The organism is Microbulbifer regidiadema (SeqCode), assembly GCF_052467605.1.
In genome coordinates this window covers 2891957-2917692 of record NZ_CP174316.1, presented here as the reverse complement: position 1 = coordinate 2917692, position 25736 = coordinate 2891957, and the positions used below count along the sequence as shown (strand labels likewise).

Annotated in this window: 28 protein-coding genes and 1 pseudogene; 20 read left to right on the top strand and 9 right to left on the bottom strand. The window is 47.9% G+C overall.

The annotated features are described in order from the left end of the window. The first annotated feature begins 112 nt into the window (after positions 1 to 112). The 7 genes from ACJJIF_RS13385 to ACJJIF_RS13355 all read left to right on the top strand — a co-directional run bounded on the left by ACJJIF_RS13385 (position 113) and on the right by ACJJIF_RS13355 (position 4904). On the top strand, positions 113 to 535 hold the full coding sequence (locus ACJJIF_RS13385) for a hypothetical protein (RefSeq protein ID WP_444928844.1): 423 nt from the start codon (positions 113 to 115) through the stop codon (positions 533 to 535). 132 nt (positions 536 to 667) lie between these two features. Next, positions 668 to 1015 (top strand): hypothetical protein, encoded by a 348-nt coding sequence (locus ACJJIF_RS13380; protein ID WP_444897048.1) that lies wholly within the window; start codon positions 668 to 670, stop codon positions 1013 to 1015. Positions 1016 to 1111: 96 nt separating this feature from the next. Further along, on the top strand, positions 1112 to 1609 hold the full coding sequence (locus tag ACJJIF_RS13375; RefSeq protein ID WP_444928843.1) for a barstar family protein: 498 nt from the start codon (positions 1112 to 1114) through the stop codon (positions 1607 to 1609). Between the two features lie 79 nt (positions 1610 to 1688). Then, positions 1689 to 2390, top strand: coding sequence for a CPBP family intramembrane glutamic endopeptidase (locus ACJJIF_RS13370; RefSeq protein WP_444928842.1), 702 nt, complete (start codon positions 1689 to 1691; stop codon positions 2388 to 2390). 134 nt (positions 2391 to 2524) lie between these two features. Beyond that, positions 2525 to 3016: a hypothetical protein gene (locus tag ACJJIF_RS13365; protein ID WP_444928841.1), complete on the top strand. Its 492-nt coding sequence runs from the start codon at positions 2525 to 2527 to the stop codon at positions 3014 to 3016. Between the two features lie 127 nt (positions 3017 to 3143). After that, on the top strand, positions 3144 to 4109 hold the full coding sequence (locus tag ACJJIF_RS13360) for a hypothetical protein (protein ID WP_444928840.1): 966 nt from the start codon (positions 3144 to 3146) through the stop codon (positions 4107 to 4109). Between the two features lie 399 nt (positions 4110 to 4508). Then, the gene (locus ACJJIF_RS13355; protein ID WP_444928839.1) at positions 4509 to 4904 is read left to right on the top strand and encodes a hypothetical protein; all 396 of its coding nucleotides are present in this window, start codon (positions 4509 to 4511) and stop codon (positions 4902 to 4904) included. 214 nt (positions 4905 to 5118) lie between these two features. Here the strand turns inward: ACJJIF_RS13355 and ACJJIF_RS13350 are convergent, their stop codons facing one another. The 3 genes from ACJJIF_RS13350 to ACJJIF_RS13340 are packed head-to-tail and all read right to left on the bottom strand — an operon-like array spanning position 5119 to position 6155. After that, entirely contained in the window at positions 5119 to 5322 is a 204-nt protein-coding gene (locus tag ACJJIF_RS13350; RefSeq protein ID WP_444932352.1) for a group II intron maturase-specific domain-containing protein, read from the bottom strand. After that, a complete protein-coding gene (locus tag ACJJIF_RS13345; protein ID WP_444928838.1) occupies positions 5323 to 5709 on the bottom strand; it encodes a reverse transcriptase domain-containing protein in 387 nt (128 codons plus the stop codon). Continuing rightward, entirely contained in the window at positions 5706 to 6155 is a 450-nt protein-coding gene (locus ACJJIF_RS13340; protein WP_444928837.1) for a reverse transcriptase domain-containing protein, read from the bottom strand. Before ACJJIF_RS13340 ends, ACJJIF_RS13345 begins: the two co-directional genes overlap by 4 nt. A gap of 684 nt (positions 6156 to 6839) precedes the next feature. Between ACJJIF_RS13340 and ACJJIF_RS13335 the strand changes: the two genes are divergently transcribed. The 10 genes and pseudogenes from ACJJIF_RS13335 (at position 6840) to ACJJIF_RS13290 (ending at position 14478) form a co-directional block, all read left to right on the top strand. Continuing rightward, positions 6840 to 7370, top strand: a complete 531-nt coding sequence (locus ACJJIF_RS13335) for a CbrC family protein (protein ID WP_444892121.1) — start codon at positions 6840 to 6842, stop codon at positions 7368 to 7370. A 773-nt stretch (positions 7371 to 8143) separates the two neighbouring features. Continuing rightward, positions 8144 to 8449, top strand: coding sequence for a hypothetical protein (locus tag ACJJIF_RS13330; protein ID WP_444928836.1), 306 nt, complete (start codon positions 8144 to 8146; stop codon positions 8447 to 8449). Between the two features lie 126 nt (positions 8450 to 8575). Beyond that, the gene (locus ACJJIF_RS13325; protein WP_444928835.1) at positions 8576 to 8923 is read left to right on the top strand and encodes a hypothetical protein; all 348 of its coding nucleotides are present in this window, start codon (positions 8576 to 8578) and stop codon (positions 8921 to 8923) included. A 383-nt stretch (positions 8924 to 9306) separates the two neighbouring features. Further along, complete coding sequence (locus tag ACJJIF_RS13320) at positions 9307 to 9690, top strand: hypothetical protein (protein WP_444928597.1); 384 nt, start codon at positions 9307 to 9309, stop codon at positions 9688 to 9690. Between the two features lie 90 nt (positions 9691 to 9780). Beyond that, positions 9781 to 10086: a hypothetical protein gene (locus ACJJIF_RS13315; protein WP_444928834.1), complete on the top strand. Its 306-nt coding sequence runs from the start codon at positions 9781 to 9783 to the stop codon at positions 10084 to 10086. Positions 10087 to 10253: 167 nt separating this feature from the next. Then, positions 10254 to 11618 carry an IS4 family transposase gene (locus tag ACJJIF_RS13310; protein WP_507021839.1) on the top strand — a complete coding sequence of 455 codons (1365 nt, stop codon included), beginning with the start codon at positions 10254 to 10256 and terminating at the stop codon, positions 11616 to 11618. A 54-nt stretch (positions 11619 to 11672) separates the two neighbouring features. Then, positions 11673 to 12737 (top strand): hypothetical protein, encoded by a 1065-nt coding sequence (locus tag ACJJIF_RS13305; protein WP_444928833.1) that lies wholly within the window; start codon positions 11673 to 11675, stop codon positions 12735 to 12737. Positions 12738 to 13562: 825 nt separating this feature from the next. After that, positions 13563 to 13880 (top strand): hypothetical protein, encoded by a 318-nt coding sequence (locus ACJJIF_RS13300; RefSeq protein ID WP_444928832.1) that lies wholly within the window; start codon positions 13563 to 13565, stop codon positions 13878 to 13880. Between the two features lie 221 nt (positions 13881 to 14101). Then, a pseudogene (locus ACJJIF_RS13295) lies at positions 14102 to 14287 on the top strand (BrnT family toxin); the annotation flags it as partial. Further along, complete coding sequence (locus tag ACJJIF_RS13290; protein ID WP_444928831.1) at positions 14284 to 14478, top strand: hypothetical protein; 195 nt, start codon at positions 14284 to 14286, stop codon at positions 14476 to 14478. The pseudogene ACJJIF_RS13295 and the gene ACJJIF_RS13290, both read left to right, overlap by 4 nt. 380 nt (positions 14479 to 14858) lie before the next feature. Here ACJJIF_RS13290 and ACJJIF_RS13285 read toward each other — a convergent pair whose 3' ends face one another. The 4 genes from ACJJIF_RS13285 to ACJJIF_RS13270 form a co-directional block, all read right to left on the bottom strand. Then, positions 14859 to 15320, bottom strand: a complete 462-nt coding sequence (locus ACJJIF_RS13285) for a YccF domain-containing protein (protein WP_444928830.1) — start codon at positions 15318 to 15320, stop codon at positions 14859 to 14861. Positions 15321 to 15553: 233 nt separating this feature from the next. After that, positions 15554 to 15784, bottom strand: coding sequence for a hexameric tyrosine-coordinated heme protein (locus tag ACJJIF_RS13280; RefSeq protein WP_444928829.1), 231 nt, complete (start codon positions 15782 to 15784; stop codon positions 15554 to 15556). 79 nt (positions 15785 to 15863) lie between these two features. After that, a complete protein-coding gene (locus ACJJIF_RS13275) occupies positions 15864 to 16241 on the bottom strand; it encodes a PH domain-containing protein (RefSeq protein WP_444928828.1) in 378 nt (125 codons plus the stop codon). Positions 16242 to 16438: 197 nt separating this feature from the next. Further along, positions 16439 to 17365: a LysR family transcriptional regulator gene (locus tag ACJJIF_RS13270; protein WP_444928827.1), complete on the bottom strand. Its 927-nt coding sequence runs from the start codon at positions 17363 to 17365 to the stop codon at positions 16439 to 16441. Between the two features lie 160 nt (positions 17366 to 17525). Between ACJJIF_RS13270 and ACJJIF_RS13265 the strand changes: the two genes are divergently transcribed. The 3 genes from ACJJIF_RS13265 (at position 17526) to ACJJIF_RS13255 (ending at position 21196) form a co-directional block, all read left to right on the top strand. Next, entirely contained in the window at positions 17526 to 18971 is a 1446-nt protein-coding gene (locus tag ACJJIF_RS13265) for an NAD-dependent succinate-semialdehyde dehydrogenase (protein WP_444928826.1), read from the top strand. Between the two features lie 85 nt (positions 18972 to 19056). After that, positions 19057 to 20370 carry an omega-aminotransferase AptA gene (gene aptA, locus ACJJIF_RS13260; protein ID WP_444928825.1) on the top strand — a complete coding sequence of 438 codons (1314 nt, stop codon included), beginning with the start codon at positions 19057 to 19059 and terminating at the stop codon, positions 20368 to 20370. 241 nt (positions 20371 to 20611) lie between these two features. After that, on the top strand, positions 20612 to 21196 hold the full coding sequence (locus ACJJIF_RS13255) for an HdeD family acid-resistance protein (RefSeq protein ID WP_444928824.1): 585 nt from the start codon (positions 20612 to 20614) through the stop codon (positions 21194 to 21196). Between the two features lie 97 nt (positions 21197 to 21293). Here ACJJIF_RS13255 and ACJJIF_RS13250 read toward each other — a convergent pair whose 3' ends face one another. Both ACJJIF_RS13250 and ACJJIF_RS13245 read right to left on the bottom strand, forming a co-directional pair. Next, on the bottom strand, positions 21294 to 24026 hold the full coding sequence (locus ACJJIF_RS13250) for a M1 family metallopeptidase (RefSeq protein ID WP_444928823.1): 2733 nt from the start codon (positions 24024 to 24026) through the stop codon (positions 21294 to 21296). 140 nt (positions 24027 to 24166) lie between these two features. After that, on the bottom strand, positions 24167 to 25717 hold the full coding sequence (locus ACJJIF_RS13245; RefSeq protein ID WP_444928822.1) for an alpha/beta fold hydrolase: 1551 nt from the start codon (positions 25715 to 25717) through the stop codon (positions 24167 to 24169). Positions 25718 to 25736: the final 19 nt, after the last annotated feature.

Here is a 25736-nt window from a genome sequence, read left to right as displayed (position 1 = left end):
GTTGCCTTGTGCTGGTTCGCTGCGCTCCCAGCTCAACACAAGGCAACTTCCGCATTGGGCTCGGCTGAGCCGGGCGTTATGCATCTATACCGATAAGTGAGTAATCTCAAAAATGTCGATGGAATTGTTTATCTTTCTTGCTTTGGATGTTCCGTTGGAAACAAACAATCTAAATGAAGTGGCGAAGAATCTAGAGCCACGAGTCGTCTATGAAGAAAACGTTAATCTCGAAAAGCATAGCGGATTCTTGCCAGTAACCTTGAGAGGAAGTAAATCTGGTGTGGAAACGTACAGTATTGGCTATTCAAGTCTAGAAAATTATCTACCAAAAAATGAGAGTTTAAGCTCCTCAAACACAAAGGTTTTGCAGCTGCGCTGGGGTAGTAGTCCAGAGGAGAGCGTCGTTGCATTCTATACTGCTTCATTGCTCTCAACTCACTTCAATGGTGTGGTTTTTGATCCTATGAGTGGTGTGTATCTAAATGAAAACCAGGTGCGCCAGGCGCTATCGACCTTCAGCGAAGGCCCGGAGTAACGCCATGCATAACAAGCAGCGGCAGAGCGACAGCCAAAGCTACGCACATTTTGTGTTACTCGCTGGCGCTCAAACATTAACACAAAATGCGCTCCGCGCTGGCTGCGCCTGCGCTGGGCGTTAGGAGTCTCGATGGGTCAAGAATTTGAAAATTTTAAAAAGCTATATGATGAAGAGCTCCGCCAGGAAACACCGACTGCTGATTTTATTGTGGACGCAGCTTTTAGATTTCTCACGGAAGGAAATGTAATAGATATTCTCGAACTTTTAGCCTCAGACGAGATTGGGGCCAATGAGATGTTCTGGAAAGAGATTAACAGATCGCCAGTCTCAGACGAAGACTGGGAGAAGTGGGTTTATATAGTGGGGGAGGTAAGCCATGAAGAGTATAAGAGAAATATGCGAGAAAAAATCGAGCTCGTGAGGAATAATGTTGATCCACTAGAAAAAAGCTGCAATTCAATGTTCAGGGCTCAGTGATGTGTGGAGCTCCTAACAAAGTGCTGCTAGGGACAAACCTACGCTACGCTCAGGTTTTCCCCAGAGCACGACGTTAACTTTCAGAAGTAATCAAACATGGGTGAAATTGAATTAGATCTTAAAAACCTCGCGTATGGGCCAGTGACCAAATACTTTGATTTAGCGTTATTTGAGAAAGACATATCATGGTATGAAGACGCGGGATATAAAGTGTACGTCTTAGATGGAGAAAAATGGTACACAATGGAGAACTTCCATAGCGATTGCCATGAAGTATTTTCTTTCCCTGGTTACTATGGGCGCAATTGGGGAGCTTTTGACGATGTTATTTCTGAGATTGAGAGAGGCCCTCAAGGCGGTGTACTGGTCTGCGTAAGAAACTTTGATTCTTGGCATAATCGAGATGTTTCTAACTCACAAGTGTTTCTCGATATAATGTCTGATCAAACTTATTCCTATCTTGTTTATGGAAAAAAATTCGTTACGTTAATTCATAGCAATGATCCCAATCTATCAATTAGGGATGTGGGGGCAAAGAGTGTTCACTGGAATCATAAAGAATGGAATGAAAGTGATCGGAGAGAAAAAAGTTAACAAGACGCTGCACCCGACTCCGGCGCTATCGCGCCTCCGCGGGTGAGCTTGGCGTTAGCTTAGTAATGGAATATCAGCCATGCAAACATTAGAAATAGCACTGCTATTGACATTATCACTATTTCCGATAGCAGATCTTGTCTTAGAGAAATACAAGTCTCAAAGTAAGAGCGTGGAGTATGTAAAAATTTCAATAGCATTATGGGCTATCACAGGATTCTTAATTTTTTCTTTTTTTGAAGGAAAATTAAGCGTAAACGCTCCCCATATTTTCCCTGCTTCCACCTGGAAAATCTATTTAGCTATCTCTATTTTTATCACTTTTCTTATCTATCTAGCATATGTGGTGTCTTCTATAAATAGCAGCGAAAATATTAGACTTCAGATTGCTAATGGGCTTAAGGATGGCGGCGATTCACTATTGGATATACTGCCAGAATCCCGGAAAGAGTTTTTACTGTTTAGTTTATTGGTTTCCGTTAGTGCTGGAGTATGTGAAGAGCTGATATTTCGCTGGTATCTCTATAGCTTTCTCGATCTGCAAACTCATTGGGTGCTTGCTATTTTTGGTAGCAGTTTACTTTTTGGCCTTTGGCACGTTTATCTTGGCTGGAGGCATGTCATTAAAACTGTATTCTTAGGTGCTTTGTTTTGTGGTATATATTTATTTTTTGAGAGTATCGCAGTTGCTATCATTGCCCACATACTATCGGATGTGTATTCCGGAGCAATTGCGTTCTTTGCAAGAAATGCTACAGGTTATGTGCCAAGTAAAAGCTAACAAGCAGCGGCAGAGCGACAGCCAACGCTACGCACTTTTTATGTTACTCGCTGGCGCTCAAACCTTAACACAAAAAGCGCTCCGCGCTGGCTGCGCCTGCGCTGGGCGTTATGCAACCAAACTAAAGAATCTGAATGTTTACTAAAGATCGAACAGTCAATTATCTAAAAGCGAGAGAATACCCGGACGTATTTCTTAGTATTTTCCTGGAAAAAACTGTTCCAGAAAATCTTGATATATGGCTAGGTGTACCAAAAGAACTATACCTTTGTAACGACACCGAACAGGCAGGCATTATTCCCAAAGATTACGAGCCATTATGGGATGATGGAAATTTTGGAGCTATCTACTGTGCGACGCACTTTGATAGATCTATCAGAAAAGTCTATGTCGAGGGTGGTGAGAATATCTATGGAAGTTATTTAGAGTTCGCGGCTTCGATTATTGAAAGTGCTTGGGAGGCAGAATTTGATGAGCTTCTGCCCGAATGGGCTAGTGCTCTAAATTTTCCATGGCTAAAAGAGGCTGTTGAGTTTCTAAATAGTAAAGACGATTCCGCAAGCTATGATGAGCATGAAAAAAATTATTACGCACTAATAAAAAATCTTGAGCGCCAAAATGCATAACGAATTGCTGCACGCTGACACATACTGCTACGCTCGTTTTTGTGTCTGTCGCTACGCTCCATTCTTACACAAAAACGCTCTCCGCAGTATGTGCAGGTGAGCAAGACGTTAAGCATCTAGAGAGACTATGGATTTACTCAAGCTAATAAAGTCAAAAACAAAGAGCTTTGAAGGAACCTCGTCAGAGCAAGGCTTAGATGCGGTTGTTCATCACATAGAGATTTCCGAAACTCATTACGAGCAAGGAAAGTCCAATGGAGAGCACTTATACACGGATGTTATTTATAGAACCAATCAAGCGTTTGAAGGTGCTCTCAAAGAGGCTTATCGAATCCTCACATCTGATGATCCATCTAAAAAAACACCGTATCAAATTGAGAAGTACTTCGAGTCCAATAATACTCTCAAGGATCGGGTTTTATCGCAATTTACGATTTATAGAACAGAGTGGAGAAATAAATCCACTCATGACTACCAACTATTTTTTTCATCTCAGGAAGCACTTCTTGCAATCGTAAGCGTATCCGCTTTCTTTAATATTCTTCTAGATCAAATGATTGAAAAACGATCATTTGATCTGGAAAGAGAAAAGGTTGCTCGAAGAGCTGCAGGATTTTTCGGCGACGGAAAAGCTTACGGTTCTATGGGGTTCATGCAGCAGAGTATTGAGCTTCTTAAATTATTTATTGAAGAGCTTAACGAAGAGTCGGTGGGTGCTTCCGAGCTTAAAGAGTATGAGCTTCAGGGCCGTTTGGCTGGTTTCATTGCAGCAGCAGACCCGGACATAGAAGTGTTGACTGAATACTCTATAGATCATGGAGTAGGTCGCATGCAAATAGACATGCTGTTAAAGAAAGGTGATGGTCGAGTTATAGTTGAACTTAAGCGTCCATCTACGTACTACAATCGGCGTGCAAGAGAGGCTATGGAGCAAATAAAGCATTATTTGGTCGCAAGCAAAATTGATAAGGGTATTATTTTTGCGCCGTCTCTTGGTATTCAGGCTAGAGATGAGTACAGAGAAAGCTTCGTTGATTCACCCATTGGCGAATTAAAGATTGCAACATTGTCGCCAACAATGCTTAACAAGTAGCTGCACCGGACAAATAACTCGCTGCGCTCGTCATTTTCCGGTGAGCTAGGCGCTGTGTGTATCTCAAAGAGATTCGGTAGTTGGAATATTTCGGAATAGCTCTACTAAGTATTGGTGTTTTTATAGGTCTGCTAAATTGGCCGATATCAATACGCCGTATAATTAAGAAATCAGGGCCCAGTAATATACCGGTGGTTGGTGGAATATTTATGCTACTGGGCGTAATGTGGATGCCCGGAAAGCCATATTTAAGTTATCTATGGCTTGCACTTATAATCGATTTTTCTCTGCTCCCATCACTTATTTTGTGGGTGCTAAAAAATGGATCAAGATCGGGTGTGTGAAGTTACACATAACCAGGCAATTAACTTCGCTCCAGCCGGTTATTGCGGGCGTTAAATGTCATTGAATAAGATCGGGAAATACGCAGTACTTGTTGTAGCTATGGTGAGTGTAATGTTCTGCTCCTCACTTTACTTTCGCCCTCCAAGTCTGTTCGATTTGCCTCGCTATTTGGATGTATTTCTAAATATTAAGAGCTATTTTGTTCAAGGACTACTTTCAGGAATGGTGGGCTTGGTTCTCGCAAAGAATTTGGGAGTTTCTAAGTACGTTGTTTTTAATGTAGGTCTCGCTATTTCTGTTGTGCTTTTGGCTTTGTATAGCCTAAGAGTTCAAGCAGTGGATTTTTATCATGCACAATTTGTAGCGTTTCCACTAATTGGTGGTGTTGCAGGCGGAATCACAATAGCCGAATATGTGCAACATTTAAATCGGGTAGCCGGTATTTTCTAGCTACCGGCCCCCACACCACCCATCGTGCGGGTCCGCAATGGGCGGTTCCCTATCCGTAATGAATCTCTACCCAGCGGTCACGTAACGAAATCAAGCCCATCTTTTGGAAAAGCTCATTGTTGAGTGCAATATGAATATCTTCGGTCTTTGCATTTCGCCAGTAACTCTTACCGGACGATCCACAAGTGACAGCCAGTGATTCACTCACACCCATTCATAGTAAGTTTCGGACTTTCGTTCTCACTTTACGCCAGTTTTTCCAGTAGCTCATTCTCAATCTTCGTCGTATCCAGCAGTCAAGATAGATACATTTTTGATAGCCTTGCGCTATACCAAAATAATTGATCCAACCACGGAGGAACACGGTAAGTTCTTTCAGTTTCTTTCCCATAGAAATACCACGGGATCGCCCTGTAATCTAGCGGATGCGGTATTTAAATTGGAGCAGGGACTTGTCATGCCAGACGAGCCTTGCACCGCGAAAAGAGAACCCCAAAAACTTACAGCGGCTGACAGGAACTACTTGGCTTTTAGTATCGTTAACTTTGAGTTTAAGCTTGCGCTCAACAAAGCGTTTAATACTCGCCATAACCCGTTCACCCGCGCGCTTAGAAGCAACAACAATCACAAAGTCATCCGCATAGCGAACAAAATCATGTCGGCGTTTTTCCAGCTCTTTATCGAGCAGGTCGAGTACAATGTTGGAGAGCAGCGGCGATAAAGGGCCCCCTTGTGGCACCCCCTCATGACAGGCTTTCCAGCATCCATCTTCTACACTTCCTGCACGCAAGTAACTTGCGATCAACTTGCGATCAACTTGAGTAAACGCTTATCGCTGATTCTTTGGCCAAGTAAACTCATGAGGAAGTCATGGTTGACCCGGTCGAAGAACTTAGATAAATCGACATCTACGGCTATTCGCTTCCCGCCTTCGATATACTTCTGTAGCTTTTTCACCGCATGATGCTGTGATCGCTTTGGGCAGAATTTATAGCTGAACTCCGAAAAGGTTTTATCGAAATTGGGACCGATGATTTGGGCGATAGCCTGCTGAATAACACGATCAAAGATCGTAGGTATCCCGAGCCCACACTGGCCACCAACTGCCTTGAAGTGCTGCACAAAATTATCGACAGTAATCCCGTCAATGCCTGCGGCACCTTTGTTGCTTCGCACGTGTTTCCATGCAGCATTAAGATTTTCTTTGCTGAGGATGGTTTCAAGCAGATTTTTATTTGAGTTGAGTGTCATGGCAGTGCGCTACGTCAATTTTATATCCGGCTGGCAACACATCGGTAGGCTAGCCCTGTCTTTTAACTCGTGGATTTTGGGTTCAGGCCTTCACCGTATCCAAGGTATTAATCTTGGCATTAGGTTACTATGCCGTCGGCTGACTTCTGTTCAATCACCTTGGCCATTACTGGCCGAGGCACTGCTGTGTTCCACCAATTTTGTTTACCCCCGCGATGGTGGCTAGCGGGCTGGGCCTACTTATGAGTCAGCGGCCACGCTGACAGCTTTACAGCAGCAGGTTGAACAGATCTCCCCAGATAAGAACGTGAACTTTCACTACACAACTGCATCATTTACTCTACCCGTTAGACCACATGGCTTCGGTATCCTTGGCTACCTCGCCTCCAGGCTAAGCCTTATATGATGTTTCTGTTCGTCAGCTCGTAGCTTTGCTAGCGGCTTCCTCCCCATAAGACCTCACGGTCTTGCAGTTGCCATTTGCTAGTAGTTAGCATTTAATGGAGACCATTAAACGGTGATCCTCCTACAGGGGACTTTCACCCCATTAGTTCACGCCCATGCTGGGCGTACCAAACAGCTCAATCTGACCTCCACTGCGTCACTTGTTTTGTGCTTAAATAGCACAAAAGCAACCAACTCCGTTCCGGCAGCTTAGCTGGGCATTACCCCTCAAGGAGAGTCATGGAATTACCAAAGTTCAAATATCATATAGATCCAGAAGGCAACGACGTAATAGAGGAAAGTGATATTACGTGCGTATGCTGTGGCGAAAAGAGCGGTTACATTTACACTGGCCCGGTCTACGCGATTGCGGATCTAGATGATTCTATTTGTCCTTGGTGTATTGCTAATGGTGATGCAGCAAAGAAATATGATGCTGAGTTTTCAGATTCACATCCTCTGCTGAGCAGTGGTATATCCAAAGAAATTACAGAAGAAGTAACTCAGAGAAATCCTGGGTATGTATCTTGGCAGCAAGAATGCTGGTTGTCCCACTGCAATGATGCTTGTGAGTTTCATGGAGACGCATCAGAGGAAGATGTAAAATATGCATCCGAAGAAACAAAAAAACAATGGATACTTGACTACGAGGGTGATGAGAAATTTTGGAACACTGTGACTGAAGGGTACTACCCAAAAGGTGACAATGCATTTTACAAATTCAAGTGTCGTCACTGTAAATTGGTTCTTCTAGGGTGGGACTGTTCGTAGTAAAGGGTTAACAAGGTGCTGCACGCGGATTTGGTAAAGCTGTCACCTTTTTTGTGAACAAAAAAGCCGCCAACTTCACTAAACCGGTGAGCACGGCGCTAAGTTTTATACACAAGTGAACCAGTGAAAATTACTACTCTGATAAGCTCTACAAGAGTATTGAGAGCTTCAACTCTATCTACTACAGGCAAGATCAGATACCTAAGTAGAGAGGGATACTGGTGATTGTTTAATCAATATGCGCTCTACTCCAGGGAAAGCGCTAGATTTAGCGTAAAACTCAAGCGCTTTTGGTCTTATAGACGGTTAAATTTCATTCATTCCAGTCGGGAAATTAGGCTATTTCTCTGTATGAGACTTTGAATAGGATTCAAATATGTGTATAAAACACAGGCTTGGCGTTATGTGTCGTAGAGATATATGGGAATATTTGAAGTATTCATGATCGTTTTCATTCCGGCTGGCACTCTGTTGTTGAATGCCTGGCGGAAGAATATGAACGGTACAAAAAGGTGGCCGCAACTTGCATACCTATTTGTTTCATTGGCGATGGCTGGTTCGCCTTTGATTTATGTACGCAGTATAGAGCCAAACCACACGGCACTTGCGGTTGTATTAGCTGGAGTAGCATTTTTTTGGTTCGCAATAGTTGGGGGTCGTAGTGCAAACACCTAACAAGTTTGTCAACGATCGCCCTTCGGGCTGGACAGCTTTAAGCGCTGCTTCACAGTAAAGCTGCCCGTTACAAAGGCGTTAAATTTCAGGCATAAGTAATGACTTTGGTGCAAGAACTAATCAACTCTTACGACGAGGGTATTGTCACAAAAGGCGAGCTTCTAAATAAGCTTGTTGGTCTCGCAAATGATATTACACCATCAGAAATTGTCAGTGACCTGCCCGAAGAATACATTGCCGAAATTAAGAGAATGGTCGAATCGCCTCCAGAAACAATAGAAGATCTATTCATGCTAGGTAGCGTTACCTATAAACCCGGCGTAGATATAGATTCAGCAGTCGAAAAAGATAAAGAACGTAGCTTCAATGCTATGTGGAAAATGCACGACTATTTATATAAATAAGTATGGCGCAATGTTTGAAATTTATAATTTAACAAGGTACAGCACCATCGCCCACTGCGTGGGCTGGACCTCCAAAAATCTGCGCTTTTTTCCGGCCGGTGTGCACAGCGTTAGAAGTATAAAACCATGAAGATCGTAACTACCATTCTAGCTGTGTTTTTCCTCGTCTCCTGTACAAGCAATATGATCAAGGGAGAGTGGGAACACGAAGATGATCAAAGCCGGACTTTGATTAAGTTTGAGAGCGCTGAAGATTGTTTTATCTTTGTAGGCGGCCCAGTTGATGGCATGGCCTCAGAGTGCAAATATCAAAGTACTGGCGAAAATTCATATCAATTATGGTTTCTAGATGAGGCCGGAAATACGGAAGAAGGCTATTATTTGCCGTTCAATTATGATCATAAAAAAGGCATCATCACTGTGGTGGCTGAGGAGCGAACCATTGAGCTTCGTAGAAAGCAGAGTCACTTCTAACAAGGCGGTCAATGGCGCCTGCGGCTGGACCTCCTTACGCTGCGCTCCAGTCGGCCCATTACCTTGGCGCTAAGTTTTATACACAAGTGAACCAGTGAAAATTACTACTCTGATAAGCTCTACAAGAGTATTGAGAGCTTCAACTCTATCTACTACAGGCAAGATCAGATACCTAAGTAGAGAGGGATACTGGTGATTGTTTAATCAATATGGGCTCTACTCCAGGGAAAGCGCTAGATTTAGCGTAAAACTCAAGCGCTTTTGGTCTTATAGACGGTTAAATTTCATCCATTCCAGTCGGGAAATTAGGCTATTTCTCTGTATGAGACTTTGAATAGGATTCAAATATGTGTATAAAACACAGCCTTGGCGTTAGAGAACCAATGAATAACGAACATAGGGCGCGGGATTGGATTAACTTTATTTTAGAGAGATGTCAGTTCCCTGATGCACCAGCGCTAAAGAATCACCTCGATAAAGCCGTGTTTTCTGAGTTCTGTCAGTGCGGTTGTAATAGTTTCAAGGTCCTGGTCCCGGCTTTCACCAAAGCAATTGCAGTTCCAGGTAAATATGGTGTAATTTTTGAAGCAAACTTTAATCTTGCAGAAGCCGGTAAAACGTTAGAGATCCTAATATTCTCAGGAAAATCAGGAATGGTTGAATACATTGAAATAGACTGTTGTGGTAACAACTTGCCTGTTCCAGAAGCAGTTGAGGTTGTTGGGGAACCGTTTCATGTCAGTGCCGGTAGTGCGCTAGCTCTCTAACAAGAGCCGGCACAAGCGCGCACTTCGTGCGCTGGACTCGCAACAAGTTGCTCGCCTGTGCGGCGGGCGTTATGCATCTTCTGGTGACTCATGAGCTGGTTTCGAAGACAGGACAGTAAAAAGAACAGTGACTATCTTCTCGAGGGTTTGTTAGCAGGGATGGCAGCCTCTCTTGGAAGTTCATTATTAGTCATAGGAGCTTTGGGTGGCTGGTTAGGGTTTATATCCTTTGTCGCTCTTTGTACTGCTACCTACTGGTGCGCAAAGATATTTATATACAAAAAGAAGCTTTTATCGGGTATCGGAAGAAGCGAATTTTGGTGGCTAGGTTTTTTCGCTGGCGGCATTATCTTCATGGGCTACGGTTTTGCCGCATTGGGAGTGGTAAATGCATAACAAGGCGCTGTTGTCGCAGCCTATGGCTGCTAGGACGGCCCACTGCGTGGACCGCCCCAAAGCTTGGCGCTAAGTTTTATACACAAGTTTTTCCAGTTTTATTATGTAAATCAATAAGTTACAGTTTGTCCTGGTAAGAATTACAGATTTGATTTGATTGGATTATTATGCAGGACTGGGTCATGGACGAAGTAAAAAATCAGGTTATGGGTGATACACGCTTGAATAAGCGCTTGTCCAATATTCTTAGTAGTTTAAGTTCAGATCCAAAGAGTAGCATTCCCTGTGCAAACAAAACTTGGGCAGAAACGTTTGCGGCTTATCGTTTTATCGAAAATGATAAAGTCAACTTTGACTCTATTATGAGCGGCCATAAATCAGCAACTCTTGAGAGAATCAAGGCGCAGCCCGTTGTTCTTATCCCTCAAGATACCACCTTTCTAAATTTTGCCACTGACTTAGAAAGTAAAGAGATGGGAACACTTAGGCGGAAAGAGACCAATCAGCAACTGTTGCACACCTCCATCGCTATAACGCCATCAAGAGTTAACTTGGGTGTCGTTGAGGGCAGTATGTGGCAGAGAGATAAGGAGTCAAGCGCCAATTCCCGCTATACCAAGTCGATAAAGGATAAGGAGAGTCGACGCTGGCTAGACCATTACGAATCTGCTTGTCAGATACAGGAGCGCTGTCCTGAAAGCACAATTGTGAGTATTGCTGATAGAGAGGGTGATATTCATGAGTGGTTTCAACTGGCTGAAGATCAAAGCGAACAGAGGCGGGCGAGCTATATCGTTCGAGCTAAGGCCAATCGCACTTTAGAGATCGATGGAGAAGAAACGGTTTTGCTTTGGGATCATATGAATGAGCAGAAATCTATTGGTCAATACACGGTAGATATTCCCAAGCGGAATGGAGAACCTGGAAGAAAAGCCAAAGTTAGCGTATCCACTACTGAAATACGATTACTAGGAAAAGGAAAATCTAAAAGACCACTTTCTCTCTATGCTGTACTGGCTAAAGAATTAACCCCACCAGAGGGTGAGAAAGGGATTGAGTGGATGCTGTTGACGGATCTTTCAGTTGAAGACTTTAAGCAGGCGAGGGTTATCATTGAGTGGTATCGAAGCCGGTGGGAAATTGAAACCTATTTTCGAGTGTTAAAAGGTGGATGTCAGATAGAAAGTAATCGTTTTAGAACAGAGCAGCGAATGCTGAACTGCATTGCGATCTATATGATTATTGGATGGCGACTACATTCGATAACTACACGAGCACGAAGACTTCCTGAAGCACCGTGTACGAGTGCCTACTCTGAAAAAGAATGGCGTATGATATGGATGATGCGAGATAAAACTACTCCACCAAATGAACCCCCAAGCATGAGGGATATAACCCGCATGCTGGCAGGTTTAGGAGGTTTTTTGGGGCGTAAAGGGGATGGTGAGCCAGGGGTGAAAACCGTTTGGCAGGGATACACCAAGCTACTTCATTATATTGAGGCAGCAGAAGCTCTAAATGGACTTAAATAATGTGTATAAAACACAGGCTTGGCGTTAGCTTTCCATCATATGAGTCGAGTCACTATGCAAGAACAAATAACGGATTTGATTCATAAGGGGATAAATCCAGGGTTGTTTTCTTTGATCTCAGATGAGTCTATTGAGATCCACCGCAATAGCTATTTGGGGAAGCGGATACATATAGCATCACAAAATGACTTGAAGAGTAGTTCATATTCACAGCTTCATGCGCTAAGTGTAGCAATGAACGATTCAATCATATCCAAGCATCGTCCTTGGGTTGTTGAGCAAGTGCGTGGAATTTGCAGAGAAATAACAGGCAATCAAGATGAAATTTCCGTTATTTCAAAGAATGCAGCGGAGCTTATAGCTTCCGGCCTTCTTTCTGAAATCTTTGGCAATCTTGAGCCGTTAGTTGAGGCCAAAAAGAAGAAAACACCTGATTTATCCATAGGGTCAAATAGGTACATTGAAGTCTATTGTCCGCAAGATTCACAGCCTGAAAAAGAAAAAGTAAAAGCTGCGCTAGATAATCAGAGTGGCATGGTGCGTACTACTATATCCCACCCTGTAACGGGATCTGACGGCAAGGCTTTAACCTACCCTGCGAACAAGACAATTGATAAAGTTCTTAACCATAAGTGGTCGAATGATCAAACTGTACAAGGTGCAGAAAATATTCTGTGGCTAGACCTGATGAACGGATTCGAAGTTTCTAGTTTGAAAGTGGCGCCATACGAAAGCTTAAATCATGCCGGTCATACATATATAGGTAGTTTTGGTATTTGGCATTCATTTTATGGAAGAAAAGATAAAAGTTCATTTGCTCCAGATCGATTTGTCTTAAAGTACGGTGATGCCCATTCAGGGTTTTATAGCCAGCATAAAGATGGAATATTTAGAAGCCGAGCTTCGCTATCGGCGGCGCTTGTGCTAACAACGGACGGTGTTATTCTCCTTGAAAACCCTTGGGCTTCAAATCCAATCAATGAAAGTACAAAGCAATCAATTAGGTCAATATATAAATTTCGACCTGAGTATTCATATTTTGGTGGCGTTAAATTAATTGAAGAAAATGAAATTGATGGTGTTCTATCAAGAATTGAGTGGCTGTATGGAAAAAGCTAACAAAGCCAAGCACGGCGACGGCTTTTCCGTTACGGCTTCGCCTTCACTGCAAAGCCGCGCGTGTTGGCGGCGTTATGCGTCATCCGGTTGGGAGAGTTATGAAAAAAATTAGAATTTTATTCCTATTGCTTTTGCCTCTATCATCTATTTCTGTACAAGCTCTAGGCGGGCAGGAGTGTAAGTCGAGCGTAGAAGCGTTCAGAGGTTTTAACGTAGCAGTTTCAAATGATGAGAATTGTACATCTATAAACTGCTCTGGGGTCAAAGCCCGAAAAATAGAGTCCGCACTTGCTCTGTGTCATCAAACAGAAAAGGACCACAAGTTTTGCGGTTGGCATGGCAGTCAAATCGTAAATCATGCAAATATCCTGTTAGTTAATCCAGGTAATTACAATGTATCTATTAGCAAGTGCAGCACATAACAAGGCGCTGTTGTCGCAGCCTGCGGCTGCTGGGACGTCCCACTGCGTGGTCCGTCCCAAAGTTTGGCGCTGTGTTTTATACACATATTTGAATCCTATTCAAAGCCTCATACAGAGAAATAGCCTAGCTTCCCGACTGGAATGGATGAAATTTAACTGTCTGTAAGACCAAAAGCGCTTGAGTTTTACGCTAAATCTAACGCTCTCCCTGGAGTAGAGCGCATATTGATTATATAATCACCAGTATCCCTCTCTACTTAGGTATCTGATCTTGCCTGTAGTAGATAGAGTTGAAGTTCTCAATACTCTTGTAGAGCTTATCAGAGTAGTAATTTTCACTGGTTCACTTGTGTATAAAACTTAGTGTGGGCGTTATGCGCTCAAAGCATGATCGAGAAATATTATGAAAATAGACATTGATCAATTAACTGAAGAAGAATTAATTGAACTCAATCATCGTATTGTTGAGAGGTTAAAAATTATAGAATCCTTTCATGTTCACAATGAAATGATGGAGTTCACTCCTGGCGAGAAAGTTAGTTTCGATCCGCCTGGTAAAGGCCGTCAAATAGGAACGCTCGTTAAATTTAATAAGAAAACTGTTACAGTCATTACCGAGTCTGGGCAAAAATGGAATGTATCCCCACATTTGCTTAGCAAGCTAAAAAAGGTTAAGTCCAAAAAGGGTAAGTCTAGTAAAGTGGTTAAATTGTATGAGTAAAAGTAATTCGCCTAACAAAGGCAGGCATGCGGTCGCTGAACAACGCATCGCATGTTACCAGCGTTAGCAATCGACTCAATCAACTTATGGAGGATGAGGTGGAGTTTGAGTGGAATGAGAAAAAGAGGCAAACCACTTTATTGCAGAGAGGTATTGATTTCATCGATGCCGTTTTAATTTGGGATGATCCCTTTCGTTAAGAGTGTGTAGATACGCGTCGTGACTATGGAGAGGTTCGCTACCAAACAATAGGAAGAAGTGATCTCGGTGTTCTTTTTGTCGTGTACACAGAAAGAGTATATGAGGGAGGAATTCTCGTTAATCGTATAATTTCTGTGCGGCCGACTAAGAAAAAAGATATTGAGCAATATGAGAGCCGCACTTTCAAACACGGGTTAACTGCATGAGTGAAAATATTCGTAGAATTACATTGGATCAAGTAAGAAAACTGAAAAGTCTTTCAAGTAAGAAGAAGTTCAATGAAATTTCAGAAGAAGAAATCAATCGTATGATTGATGAAGATTCTGATTTGTATCATTTAACCGATGAAGAGCTATCTCAATTTGACCTTCTGCGGAGAAAAAGCAATGAAAAATAGTAGTAATAAAACACGTATCAGCCTGGAAGAAGCTAAGAAGAAAAAGGGTAAGTAAAATTTACCGAAGTTGCTCGCAGAACAGAATAAAGAGCGCAGCGGCAAGAAAGACTCTCGGTAGTAAAATTGCTAACAAACAGCGGCAGAGCGACAGCCTGCGCGTTATGTCTGTCTTGCTCCAAGAATATTACACTAATAAGGAAATCGTTTGTGGGAAATAGTGAATCAGGATTTTATGCATACGCCTCATTACCCGCTGAAATAGGCCCGCCCTTCGGGGCTTACAGAGCGATTCACACTCCGCGTTGCGACTTCTTGAAAGGTCTAGACATTCCTGCGAAGCCGCGCCTTGATTGTGAACCGCTCTGTAAGCCAGAGGCTCCTTAAGTACCACCTCGCAACCGGGTAACTTCAGAATCTGCGTTGCGCATTTTGGCGGATTGCGCCACTTCCTTGCTGACAATCGTTTTGCCGATTGGTGAGAGCGATATTGCTGCAAGCTTTAGGTGCTGTAGACCAAAGGGTATACCGATAATGGTAATAAAGCAGACAATGGCATGCAGAAGGTGGCCAATAGCCAGCCAGATGCCCGCGAGCAGAAACCAGATAATATTCCCAATTAAGCCAAAGCCACTAGTGCCAATATCTCCGCGCAGGGTGAGCTCCTCCCGGGAGATGGCTTCTTTGCCGAAGGGGAAGAAGGAAAACTTGCCCATCACAAAGCAGGCTCTTCCCCAGGGAATACCGATAAGACTGACAAAAGCGATCAGTGAGAAAAACCACCAGCAGAGCCCCATAAAGACGCCACCAAGAATAAACCACAGAAAATTTCCAAGTGTTCGCATAAGACTCTCCTGTTAGTGAATAAAAGTTATAAATAAGAGATAAGTATTTTGTACCATTTCTGGTGTAACTTATAAGTTACTAGTATCTCTGATATTTAGACGCAGACAAACCCCTATTTGGATGCGCCTTAATTGTCATACCGGCTGGATTGTCTGAAGAAGAGAGATGGGCTAGTGCTATTTGGCTGGGAGGGTGGGTGTTTCATCTCAAGCGGATGAAACACCGGGCTAAATTAGCTGCGCCAGTAGTTATTGGCCGCTGCAACTGTTTGGAAGTTGATCGCAACTACCTGGGAGGAGGCGATTAGACTATCTGCATTTTCCTCGTAGGCGGATCTTAGCTTTCCCCGCACTTCATCTGAAGGCTGTGTGTACTTTACTCCCATTCTGGATAGTTTCATTGCAAGCTCAAAGCCCTGTTGTGCATTTTCAGTAATCAGGCTTTCTAACCAGACTTGTGACATGGATGTCCCTCTCTACTATCGAGTTGATTGATAAAGCTGTGGGCGCTATTGCCCGCTATTTTTTATTCCGCTGGCGATATCAGTCCAAAATGTACTGACTGATATACTTGTTGAACTGAATAAGGTCGAATGAACCCCTTATCTCGAATCTGACCTTGCCGATCTCACTTAAATAAACTTCTATTTCACAGTCCAAGTCGAAAGTACCGGCAGTCTCTACAGAAAATGCTTGGATTTTGCTGAAAGGTAAGGAAGTGTAATCTACTTTTGAGCCAGTGATACCCTGGACATTGGCGGCAATAATACGCTTGTTGGTAAAGACAACCTGATCGCGAATAGTTTTAAATCCTGCAAAAATAAACTCGCCTTCGATTAGGAATTTGTTGAAGTCATCTCTGGTTTCAGCGGTATCTATGGGTTTAAGCTTAAAAACCGATGAGTTTTTGAAGTCTATCACGACCTATTCCTGTTACTTGTTGATTGCTGAGATTACCACTGTGGCGGGTCAAATTACAGTTGATTTGTACGTCAGTGTGCTTTTGTTATTTGAATTTATTTAATCATTATGCTGGGTGATCAATACACGAGGGAGCATAATTTGCTCAGTATTATTGGAGTGGCTATTGCAGTATCAGCGCTGATAAAGCGAATTTGTTAAGTCTGTTGATTGACTTGCAGGGCTTGTAAAAAAAGTTGTACGGCGGGATGAGTGGTTGCGCTTTTTTTGAATGTGGCAGCATTTTGAATTTGATAGTGGAATCTCTCTGGCAGCAGGGGCAGAAGGGTTCCGGCCTCGACATATTTGCGGGCCAGGTATTCGGGTAAAAAACCAACAAAACAGCCCGACAATATCATCGCCAGTCTCGCCGCCATATGGTTGGCGGTAGAGCGCTTGGGAAACAGCCGGTACAGGTGCGCCGCCCCGGAGAGCACACTGTGGCTGGGCGCGGCCAGCTCCTGCTGGGTGAGCAGTTCCTCATCAATGCTCGAAGCCCGGGCACAGGGGTGGGTGTTACTGCAATAGAGGATCGACTGGTGGTAGAACAGGGGCTGGTATTCCAGCCCGGGCCGGCGCGAGTGCAGGGGGTTGATACCGATATCGGCGCGACCGGCGAGGATTTCCAACTCCAGTTCCTGGGGGGCGGCCAGCTGTACCTCCAGGCGCAGTTGCGGGGCCTTCTCCCGCAGCTGGGCGATGGTTGCGGGAAGATTCAACTGCGGTATTTCCAGCACGTCGTCGGGCATGACCAGACGCAGGGTGCCGGTGAGCTGGGATTGGATCGCATTGACCTGGCTTTTGAAGGTGTCCAGGTGCCCATCGAGCTCCAGAATAGCCCGGTACAGGGCCTCTCCCTCCGGGGTCAGCTTGAAGTCGGCCCGGCCCCGGGAGCGCAGGCACAGCGGCATGCCCAGACGGGTCTCCAGGTCGGAGATATGCACACTAATAGTGGAGCGGCTGATATTCAGGGTGACTTCGGCGGGGGTGATCCCGCCGGCGTGTACAACCTCGCGGAAGACCCGCAGCAGGCGCAAATCCATATCGCTGAGGCGGCCTCCCAGGGCATTTTTGGTCTTGCTCATAGGTGCACTTCCAGGTTGTTTCCGGCGCTACGGGCTGCGGATTCGATTAAAGTTTGATAAATATAAACTTTAGTTGGAAAAATACTACTATTCTCCTCAGTCAGCTGCGGCCAGAATCGCCGCATACTACTAATAACATCTATTTACTAGGATTTTCCCTGTGGAACTAGCAAATTCGGACCTGTTGAAATTTCAGAACTATATTGCGGGCGAATGGCGTGACGCTGCCGCCACTGTGGCTGTATGCGATCCGGCAAACGGCGAGCTACTGGGCCGTGTGGCCGACGGTAGTGCCGCAGATGCCGAGGCCGCAGTCGCTGCTGCCAGTGCGGCCTTCCCGGCCTGGAGCCGCCGCACAGCCACTGAGAGAGCTGCGTTGCTCAAGCGTTGGTACCAGCTGATCGTGGATAACAGCGACGATCTGGCCATGATCCTCAGCCTGGAGCAGGGCAAGCCGGTAGCGGAAGCGAAAGGTGAGATCCTCTACGGCGCCTCCTTTATTGAGTGGTTCGCGGAAGAGTGTCGCCGGGCCTACGGCCAGACGATCCCGACCCACAATCCGGCCATGCGCCTGAATACCATCCGCCAGCCGGTGGGTGTGGTGTCCTGTATCACCCCCTGGAACTTTCCCAATGCCATGATTACCCGCAAGGCGGGCCCGGCCCTGGCGGCGGGTTGTACCGTGGTGATTAAACCGGCCCTGGAGACCCCGCTATCGGCCCTGGCGCTGTGCCAGTTAGCTGAACAAGCGGGCCTGCCCAAGGGGACTATCAACGTAGTTACCGGCAGCGATTCCCCGGGCATTGGCAAGGTTCTGACCCAAGATCCCCGCGTGGCCAAATTTACCTTCACCGGCTCTACTGCGGTGGGCAAACTGTTGATGTCCCAGTGCGCCAGCACCGTAAAGAAAATGTCCATGGAACTCGGCGGCAACGCACCGTTTATCGTATTTGACGATGCGGATATGGATACCGCCATCAGCGCCTGTATGGCGACCAAGTTCCGCAATGCGGGCCAGGTGTGCGTGGCGACCAACCGTATCTATGTACACGAATCGCGTCACGATGAATTCGTGGAAAAGCTGCGTGAGCAGGTTGCGGCCCTGAAGATTGGCCACGGGACTGAGGAGGGGGTCAATATGGGCCCGATGATCTTCCGCAGGGCCGTAGACCGGGTTCAGGGGCTGGTCCAGGATGCCGTTGCGGCCGGCGCAAAAATTGAAATTGGCGGCGAGCAACTGGCTAATGGCGATAACTTTTTTGCGCCAACCATCCTCACGGACGTTACCGATAGCATGCGTATTGCCCAGGAGGAAATTTTTGGCCCGCTGGCGGCGATACAGAAGTTCTCCGATGAGGGCGATGTAGTTCGCCGCGCCAATGAAACGCCGTACGGCTTGGCCGCTTACGTGATGAGTGAAAATATTCGCCGCGCCAATCGCGTGGTAGAGGCGCTCGACTACGGCATGATCGCCTGTAATACCGGGGTTTTCTCCACCACTGTGGCGCCCTTCGGCGGGGTTAAAGAGTCCGGTATTGGCCGCGAGGGCGGCGTCGAGGGGATGGCCGAGTTTTACGAGACCAAATACTGCTGTTTCGGGGCCTGAGCCTCAGCCCGAACAGATTTCCGGGAGCCTGCGGCTCCCCTAATTAACAGTTTAAAACTTCAGGGAACTTGCGGAGATTAATACTATGTCTGAGATGCAAACCGATGCTTTCTGGATGCCGTTTACCCCCAACCGCACTTTTAAGTCGGCGCCGAGAATTGTAGAGCACGCCGAGGGGATTTATCTCACCGAGAAGGGCGGTCGCCAGGTGATTGATGCGACGGCGGGCCTGTGGTGCAGCAATGCGGGACACTGCCGCTCTGAAATTGCCGAGGCAATTTACCAGCAGGCAAAAACCCTCGACTACAGCTCTATTTTTAATTTTGGTCACGAGTTGGGCTTTGAATACTCCGAGCGCCTGGTAAAGCACACTCCAGATGGCCTGGATCATGTGTTTTTCGGTAACTCCGGTTCCGAGGCGGTTGAGAGCGCCCTGAAAATTGCCCTGCAATACCAGCGTGTGCGCGGCAAGGGCACTCGCACTATGTTTATCGGCCGTGAGAAGGGTTATCACGGGGTAAACTTCGGCGGCATTTCTGTGGGCGGTATTGCGCCCAACTACCAGGGCTTCGGCCAGCCGCTGAAAGCCAACCATATGCGCCACACTCTGGATATCGAGCGCAATGCGTTCAGCCGCGGCCTGCCGGAACACGGTATTGAGCTGGCTGAAGACCTGGAGAGGCTGGTCGCCTTCCACGGTGCCGAGCAGATTGCCGCTGTGATTGTCGAGCCGTTTGCCGGTGCCGGTGGTGTGGTACTGCCACCTAAAGGCTATCTGCAACGCCTGCGGGAAATCTGCGATAAGCACGATCTGCTGCTGATTTTTGATGAGGTGATTTCCGGCTGGGGCCGTACCGGTTCTGCGTTTGCGGCCACGGAGTTCGGTGTGACTCCGGATATGATCACCTCTGCGAAGGGAATTACCAATGCAACCGTGCCCCTGAGTGCGGTATTTGTCAGCGATGAAATTTATAAAACCGTGATGAATGCGGCCCCTGAGGGTGCGGTGGAATTCTTCCACGGTTACACCTACTCCGCACACCCGGTGGCCTGTGCTGCGGGTATGGCGACCCTGGATATTTACGAGCGCGAAGGCCTGCTGACCCGCGCCGCCGGTGAAATTGGCCAGCACTGGGAGAATGCCCTGCACAGCTTGGCAGATCTGGACAATGTGATCGATGTGCGCAATTACGGTTTAGTCGGTGCGATTGAACTGCGTGCGCCGCAGGACCTGAAAGGGAAATACGGAGCCAAAGTCTCTGGCATGGCCTGGGAGGCCGGAGTGATGGCCCGGGGTATCGGCGATGCCCTGTGTATGTCTCCACCGCTGATTATCGAGAAACACGAGATCGACGCGGTTGTGGATAAACTGCGCGGTGTGATCGGCTCTCTGGCCTGATTGTGCTGTTGCGGCAGCCAGCCTGGGCTGCCGCTCCCTCCAGAGTATTTCCCTCCTTTTTTTCTGACCCGCAGGGCAGTTTGCATAATTCTCCGATTGTCGTTTAGAGCTACACTGAAATTAGTGGCCTGCGGCGCGGTCGCAATCTTTGCAGAGTCGACTGCCTGGCTGCGCTCGCAGGTTGCTTTTAAAACGGTTGCGGATCTGGCCGTGGCTGCGGGCTCAACCTGGGGGCTTTTTTATGTCCGCTGAAACACCTTCCCTGGCGACCGGTCCTATTTTGCAGGTGCTGTCTGCCAATTGGTGGTTACTTCTACTGCGCGGTATCGTCGCGGTGATTTTTGGTGTGCTGACATTTGTCTGGCCGGAGCTGTCCCTGTTGACCCTGGTACTGCTTTTTGGGGTTTACGCTTTTCTGGATGGTGTCTTTTCCCTGGTGGCGGCGGTGATCGGGCGGCATAAGTCCACGCCGCTGTGGTGGTTGATTATCTCGGGGCTGATCAGTCTGGCCGCAGGTATTGTGACTTTTATTTTCCCGCAGGTTACCGCTTTGGTATTGGTGGTTTTTATCGGTGCCTGGGCCCTGGTGCGGGGTCTCTTCGAAATTATCGGCGCTATCCACCTGCGCAAGGAAATTGATAACGAGTGGCTGCTTATCGTTATCGGGGCTCTCTCGGTGATTTTCGGAGTTGCGATTTTAGTTAGCCCGGCTATCGGAGCCCTGGCACTGCTCTGGGTTATCGGCGGTTATGCCATTATTTTGGGGCTGCCATTGATTTGGCTGGCATTCCGGCTGCGCAAGCACAGCAAGTCCATAATGTCATAGGAACCTCAGTCAAATGCGAACAGCGATAAAAAAGGCCGGTATTACCAAGTAATACCGGCCTTTTTGAATCGCTATTTAAATAACAGCTTTTATTTTTTTATTGTTTAGCGGCGATATTGACTGCCTTCGGCAGGGCTCCCATTAATGCCTTGCCCTTTTTCTCTAGTGCCATACACAGCTGGATTCTCTCCTCGGCTTGCGCCAGGCTGCGCGGGTATCCGGGGGTTAAATCACCTTTCTGGGCAAAGAGCTGTTGCAGTTCACCCAGATGCTGTTTATCGCAGAAACCAGCGGCAAGTGAGGGGGTGCGGCGGCGGATCTGCGCCGGAATCTTATCTACCACCTTGTCAAAGTTCTGTTGCAGCCACGCCCAGTGCTGCTCCTGAACCCTGGATTGGGTCAGGGCGTAATGGATCAGGCCAAAGGATTCCCTCGGTCCCATTTCGTCGCTGAGCGCCAGTGCCTGAATGGTTTCCACTTGCTTGGGATTGTTGCTGCTGCCGATGGCATTGGCACTGGCATTTTCAAAGCGGGGATCATCCAGCTCGGCGCGCACTTTGATCAGGTGTGCGAGGAAATCTTCCCCCGCATCCTGTACTGCCACACTCAGGGCAGCCTGGTATAGGTCAGAGCTTAACGCCTTCGGGTCCCGTTCCTGCTTAAAGCCGGTAAAGGCGGTTGCCATTTGCTGTAATTGTTTGCGTGCATCTGGATCTTCGGCAACTTGCGCCATAAAGGTGAGCAGGTCGCTGTGCAGCATCTGCTGGTCGCTATCACCGCTGTCGGCGCTGCGCTTGAGTATCGGCAGGTACAGCTTCTGGGCAAAGTTCAGGAAGGCAGAGCGCTGGGATTTATCCAGGTAGTTATCCCGGTATTTCTGCAAATAGCGCAGCGGCATGGTGATCACCTGGCGCTTGTCCGCCAGCGCGGATTTACGCACCACTTCCAGTAGTGGCGCGGCGGTGAGATTGCCGGCTTCAAAAGCGGAGAAGGCGCTGTCGATAATGGACAGCTGCTCAGTGGCAGAGAACTGGGCAAATTGTTGAATCAGTGCCTGCCACTGCGCTTGGGGCAGGTTCCAGCGATAGTAGCCGCTGCCCTGGGCGTTGGGCATTACCCAGTTCGGGCAGGCAGTGCCGGTGATTTCCAGAGTCTCGCGCGGTTCGGTCAGGATCTGGCACTGCTGCGCGCCGCTATCGGTGCTGAAGCAGAAGGGGATACTCCATTTATCGCCGGTGTCGGCGATCGGGGAGCCCAGGGGTTTGTAACGGCTCTGCTGAACCACTAGCGAGGCCTTGCCTGCGCTATTGCAGTCCACAGAGATATCCAGTTGTGGAACACCTTTCTGCTCGACAAAACTGCGGAAGGTCTCGGTCAGCTCCGGGGTGTTGGTTTCCCGGCCGATCACTTTGTAAAAGGGCGGCGAGTCGGCCACGCTGTCGGAGAAGGTTTCCAGGTAACGCCCCAGTGCCGGGCGGAAGTTCTCAGCGCCGAAATAGGTGTCCACCATGTGGATAACCCCCAGGCTCTTCGAGTAAGTGATCGAGTCGTAGGCGTTGCGGATATTGTTGTTGTCCGCGATGGGCTCGCGGATCGCGCGGGTACTGGCCAGTGAGTCCAGTTGCATGGCGCCGATCGCATAGGTGGCTGCGTTGAGGTCGTGCCCCGCTTCAGGTTCCATAATGGTGAGGGCCAGTGCCTCTCCCCAGGTGGCGAAACCTTCCTTCAGCCACAGGTCGTCCCACCAGGGCGGGGTAACCTGATTGCCAAACCACATATGGGCAATTTCGTGCGCATGCACTTCTACCAGGGCCAGGCGGGTGCCCGGTGCCGGGTTGTCGCCCACCAGGATACGCTGTTCGCGATAGGTAATTGCCGCAGACAACTCAGTCGCGCCACTGGGCCACTGGGGGGCGGCAATAATGTCCAGCTTCTTGAACGGGTAGGGGCGCTGTAGCTGGGTCTCGAAGGTCTCCACCATTTTGGGGGTGATATCGAGGATGTAATTCATATCCTCACCGCGACCTTTGCGGGCGAAGCCACGCAGGGGGATCGGGTCCTTGCGATATTTGTTCGGCGGAATGGCCGGGCGCTCAACCAGGTCAAAGGGGCCCACCGACAGGGACAGCAGGTAGGTGGACATCGGTGGTGTGGTGGCGAAAGTGACTTTCTCCATGCCGTCACCCGCCGCTTCGCGCTTCAGCTCGGGCCCATTGCTGATAGCTGTGTAGCCTGTGGGAATGGTCAGGCTGACAGTAAAGGGCGCCTTCAGGCCGGGTTCGTCAAAGCCGGGTAAATACTTGCGGGCCTGGATGGATTCAGATTTTGCCAGGGCATAGGTATCGCCCTGTTCCTCGACCTTAAAAAGCCCGGCCAGGTTGCGGTCAAATGCAGCGCTGTAGTCGATATGCAGTTTGAAAGTGCCCGCATCAATCTTCTGCGCAAATTCTATTATGGCGACACCGCTGTCTAGTACTTCCCTGTATTCGGCCGGGATCTGGCGGCCGTCCTCAAGCTGTGCGTAAGCTTCGCGCACACTCAGGTTCTTGCCGTGCAGCCAGATATGCTGGGCGGCTTGCGCCAGCTGGATATCGATATCCACCTTGCCGGTGAAGGTGTCTTTGCGCGGGTCCAGCACCAACTCCAGCTGGTAATCCAGGGGGGTGGTTCCCTCGGGCAGACGGCCCTCTGGCGCCTTAGCCGGGGTCTTTGTTTCGACTTCCTGGGAGCTGAGGGGTTTTGTCGATTCCGCTGCTTTTTCTGCGGGGTTACAACCTGCTACTGAGAGCAGGGCCGCAGTCAGCAGGGCGAGCGGGATATTCTTTTTCATGGTGGGCGAACACTCGGCCAAAGATTGCAAAAGATTGATTGTACCGATTTGGAGAAAAATTACGCGCTGCAAAATAGCTGGAGAGAGGGGAAGGTGGGAGGAAACCCGGCGCTGAGTGCCGGGTTTCTGTGGAGTGAGACTTACAGGTGCGGTATGGTCAGGCTGGAGACCTTACTGCTGCTGTAGGGTACCGTGATACTGTAATTAGTATCCTCCGGCTTTTGGTAGACATAGCCCTGAGTATCAATGGCGAGGACCACACGGTGACCAACGGGTACATCGTAGCTGGTGGTGAAAAAGTCCACTTCAAATTTCTGCTCTTGTCCGGCCCTGTCTGAGTGCAGGGTGATTGGGGCATGGGTGATCAGGCGTCCCAGTCCCAAAGGGCCCACATCGTAGAGGTGTACATTGAGCTGGACTTCCTCTTTGCTGGGTTCCACCCACATTTCCAGTTTGGGTTCACCGCGAATCTTGAGAGTCTCCCATTGGGTGGGCGAGTTGTACTCTATGGCGTAATACCCATTGATGGCCATCATCGGGGCGTAAACGGGGATACCGAAGCCCTCAAGGGCATCGGAAATCAGCGGAATCCCGGTGCCGGCAAAGGTATCTGAGCCGCCGTGGAACTCATTGCTCCAGCTCCAGCCGTCGTACTTGTCAGTCTCCATACTGCCATTGTTGAACAGGGTGAAGCGGGGTTGCAGATGCCAGGTGGTGCTCTCGTCCGTTACCGGATAGTCCTCGAACTGCTCCAGCTTATTGCTGATACGTACCGTCATATCCACCTTGGGCTCGGTGTCGATGCCGTTGTCCTCACCCTTCAGGTGGTGGTCGAACCAGCGGAAACTGGTAGACCAGATATGGCCGTCATTACCGCCGAGGATCTCGGTAATCGCGTGGGTGCCGGGGTTTAGCATCAGTTTTTTAGGCCCTTCGAGCAGGGAGTAAAAATCGGTCATGCTGTTGGGTTTAAACAGGTAGTCGGCGAAATTGTTTGAGAGCAATACCGCTGTACCGTTTTGATTAATTTCGTTCACATAACCGACTGCGGAGCGCTGCGCACCGAAATTGATGACCTGATCCATATTTTCGCCATCGCGCAGATCACTCCATATCTGTTCGAGTTCCGCCTCTTTTTGGAAGGCGGTGGCAACAAGCAGCGTACCCCACACCAGATTGACGGTTTCATTGGGGTATAGGGCTTCCACTACATCGGCCCAACCGGAGAGTGCGGCCACGGCGTCGACGCGCGGGTGCTTGGCAGCGCTCATTAGTGAAATACCACCGCCGTAGGAAATTCCGGCCATCCCCAGTTTGCCTACTGGGTAATTGCTTTCCAGCCAATCGATCAGCACACCCACATCCTTGATGCTGTTATCCCCAGCGACGTCAACCAGACCTCCCGAATGCCCAAAGCCCCGGGTGGAGTAGCTGAGCACCAGGTAGCCGTTTTCTGCCAGCTCTTTGGCTTGGAAGTGATATTGGTGTTTTTCCAGCCCCCAGCTATTGGTAAAAATAACTGTGGGGTAACCCTCTGTCGGCGCGGGAGTCTCGGGGATAAACAGGTTTGCATCCAGGACTGTACCGTCAAAAGAAGTAATATCCACGTCGGCGAGATACTCCGGTGCCGACCAGGCATGGACAGACATTAAGGCGCCGCCAAGCAGCGCCAGTAGTGGCTTGGTATTCATTAGCTTTCTCTCATTTACT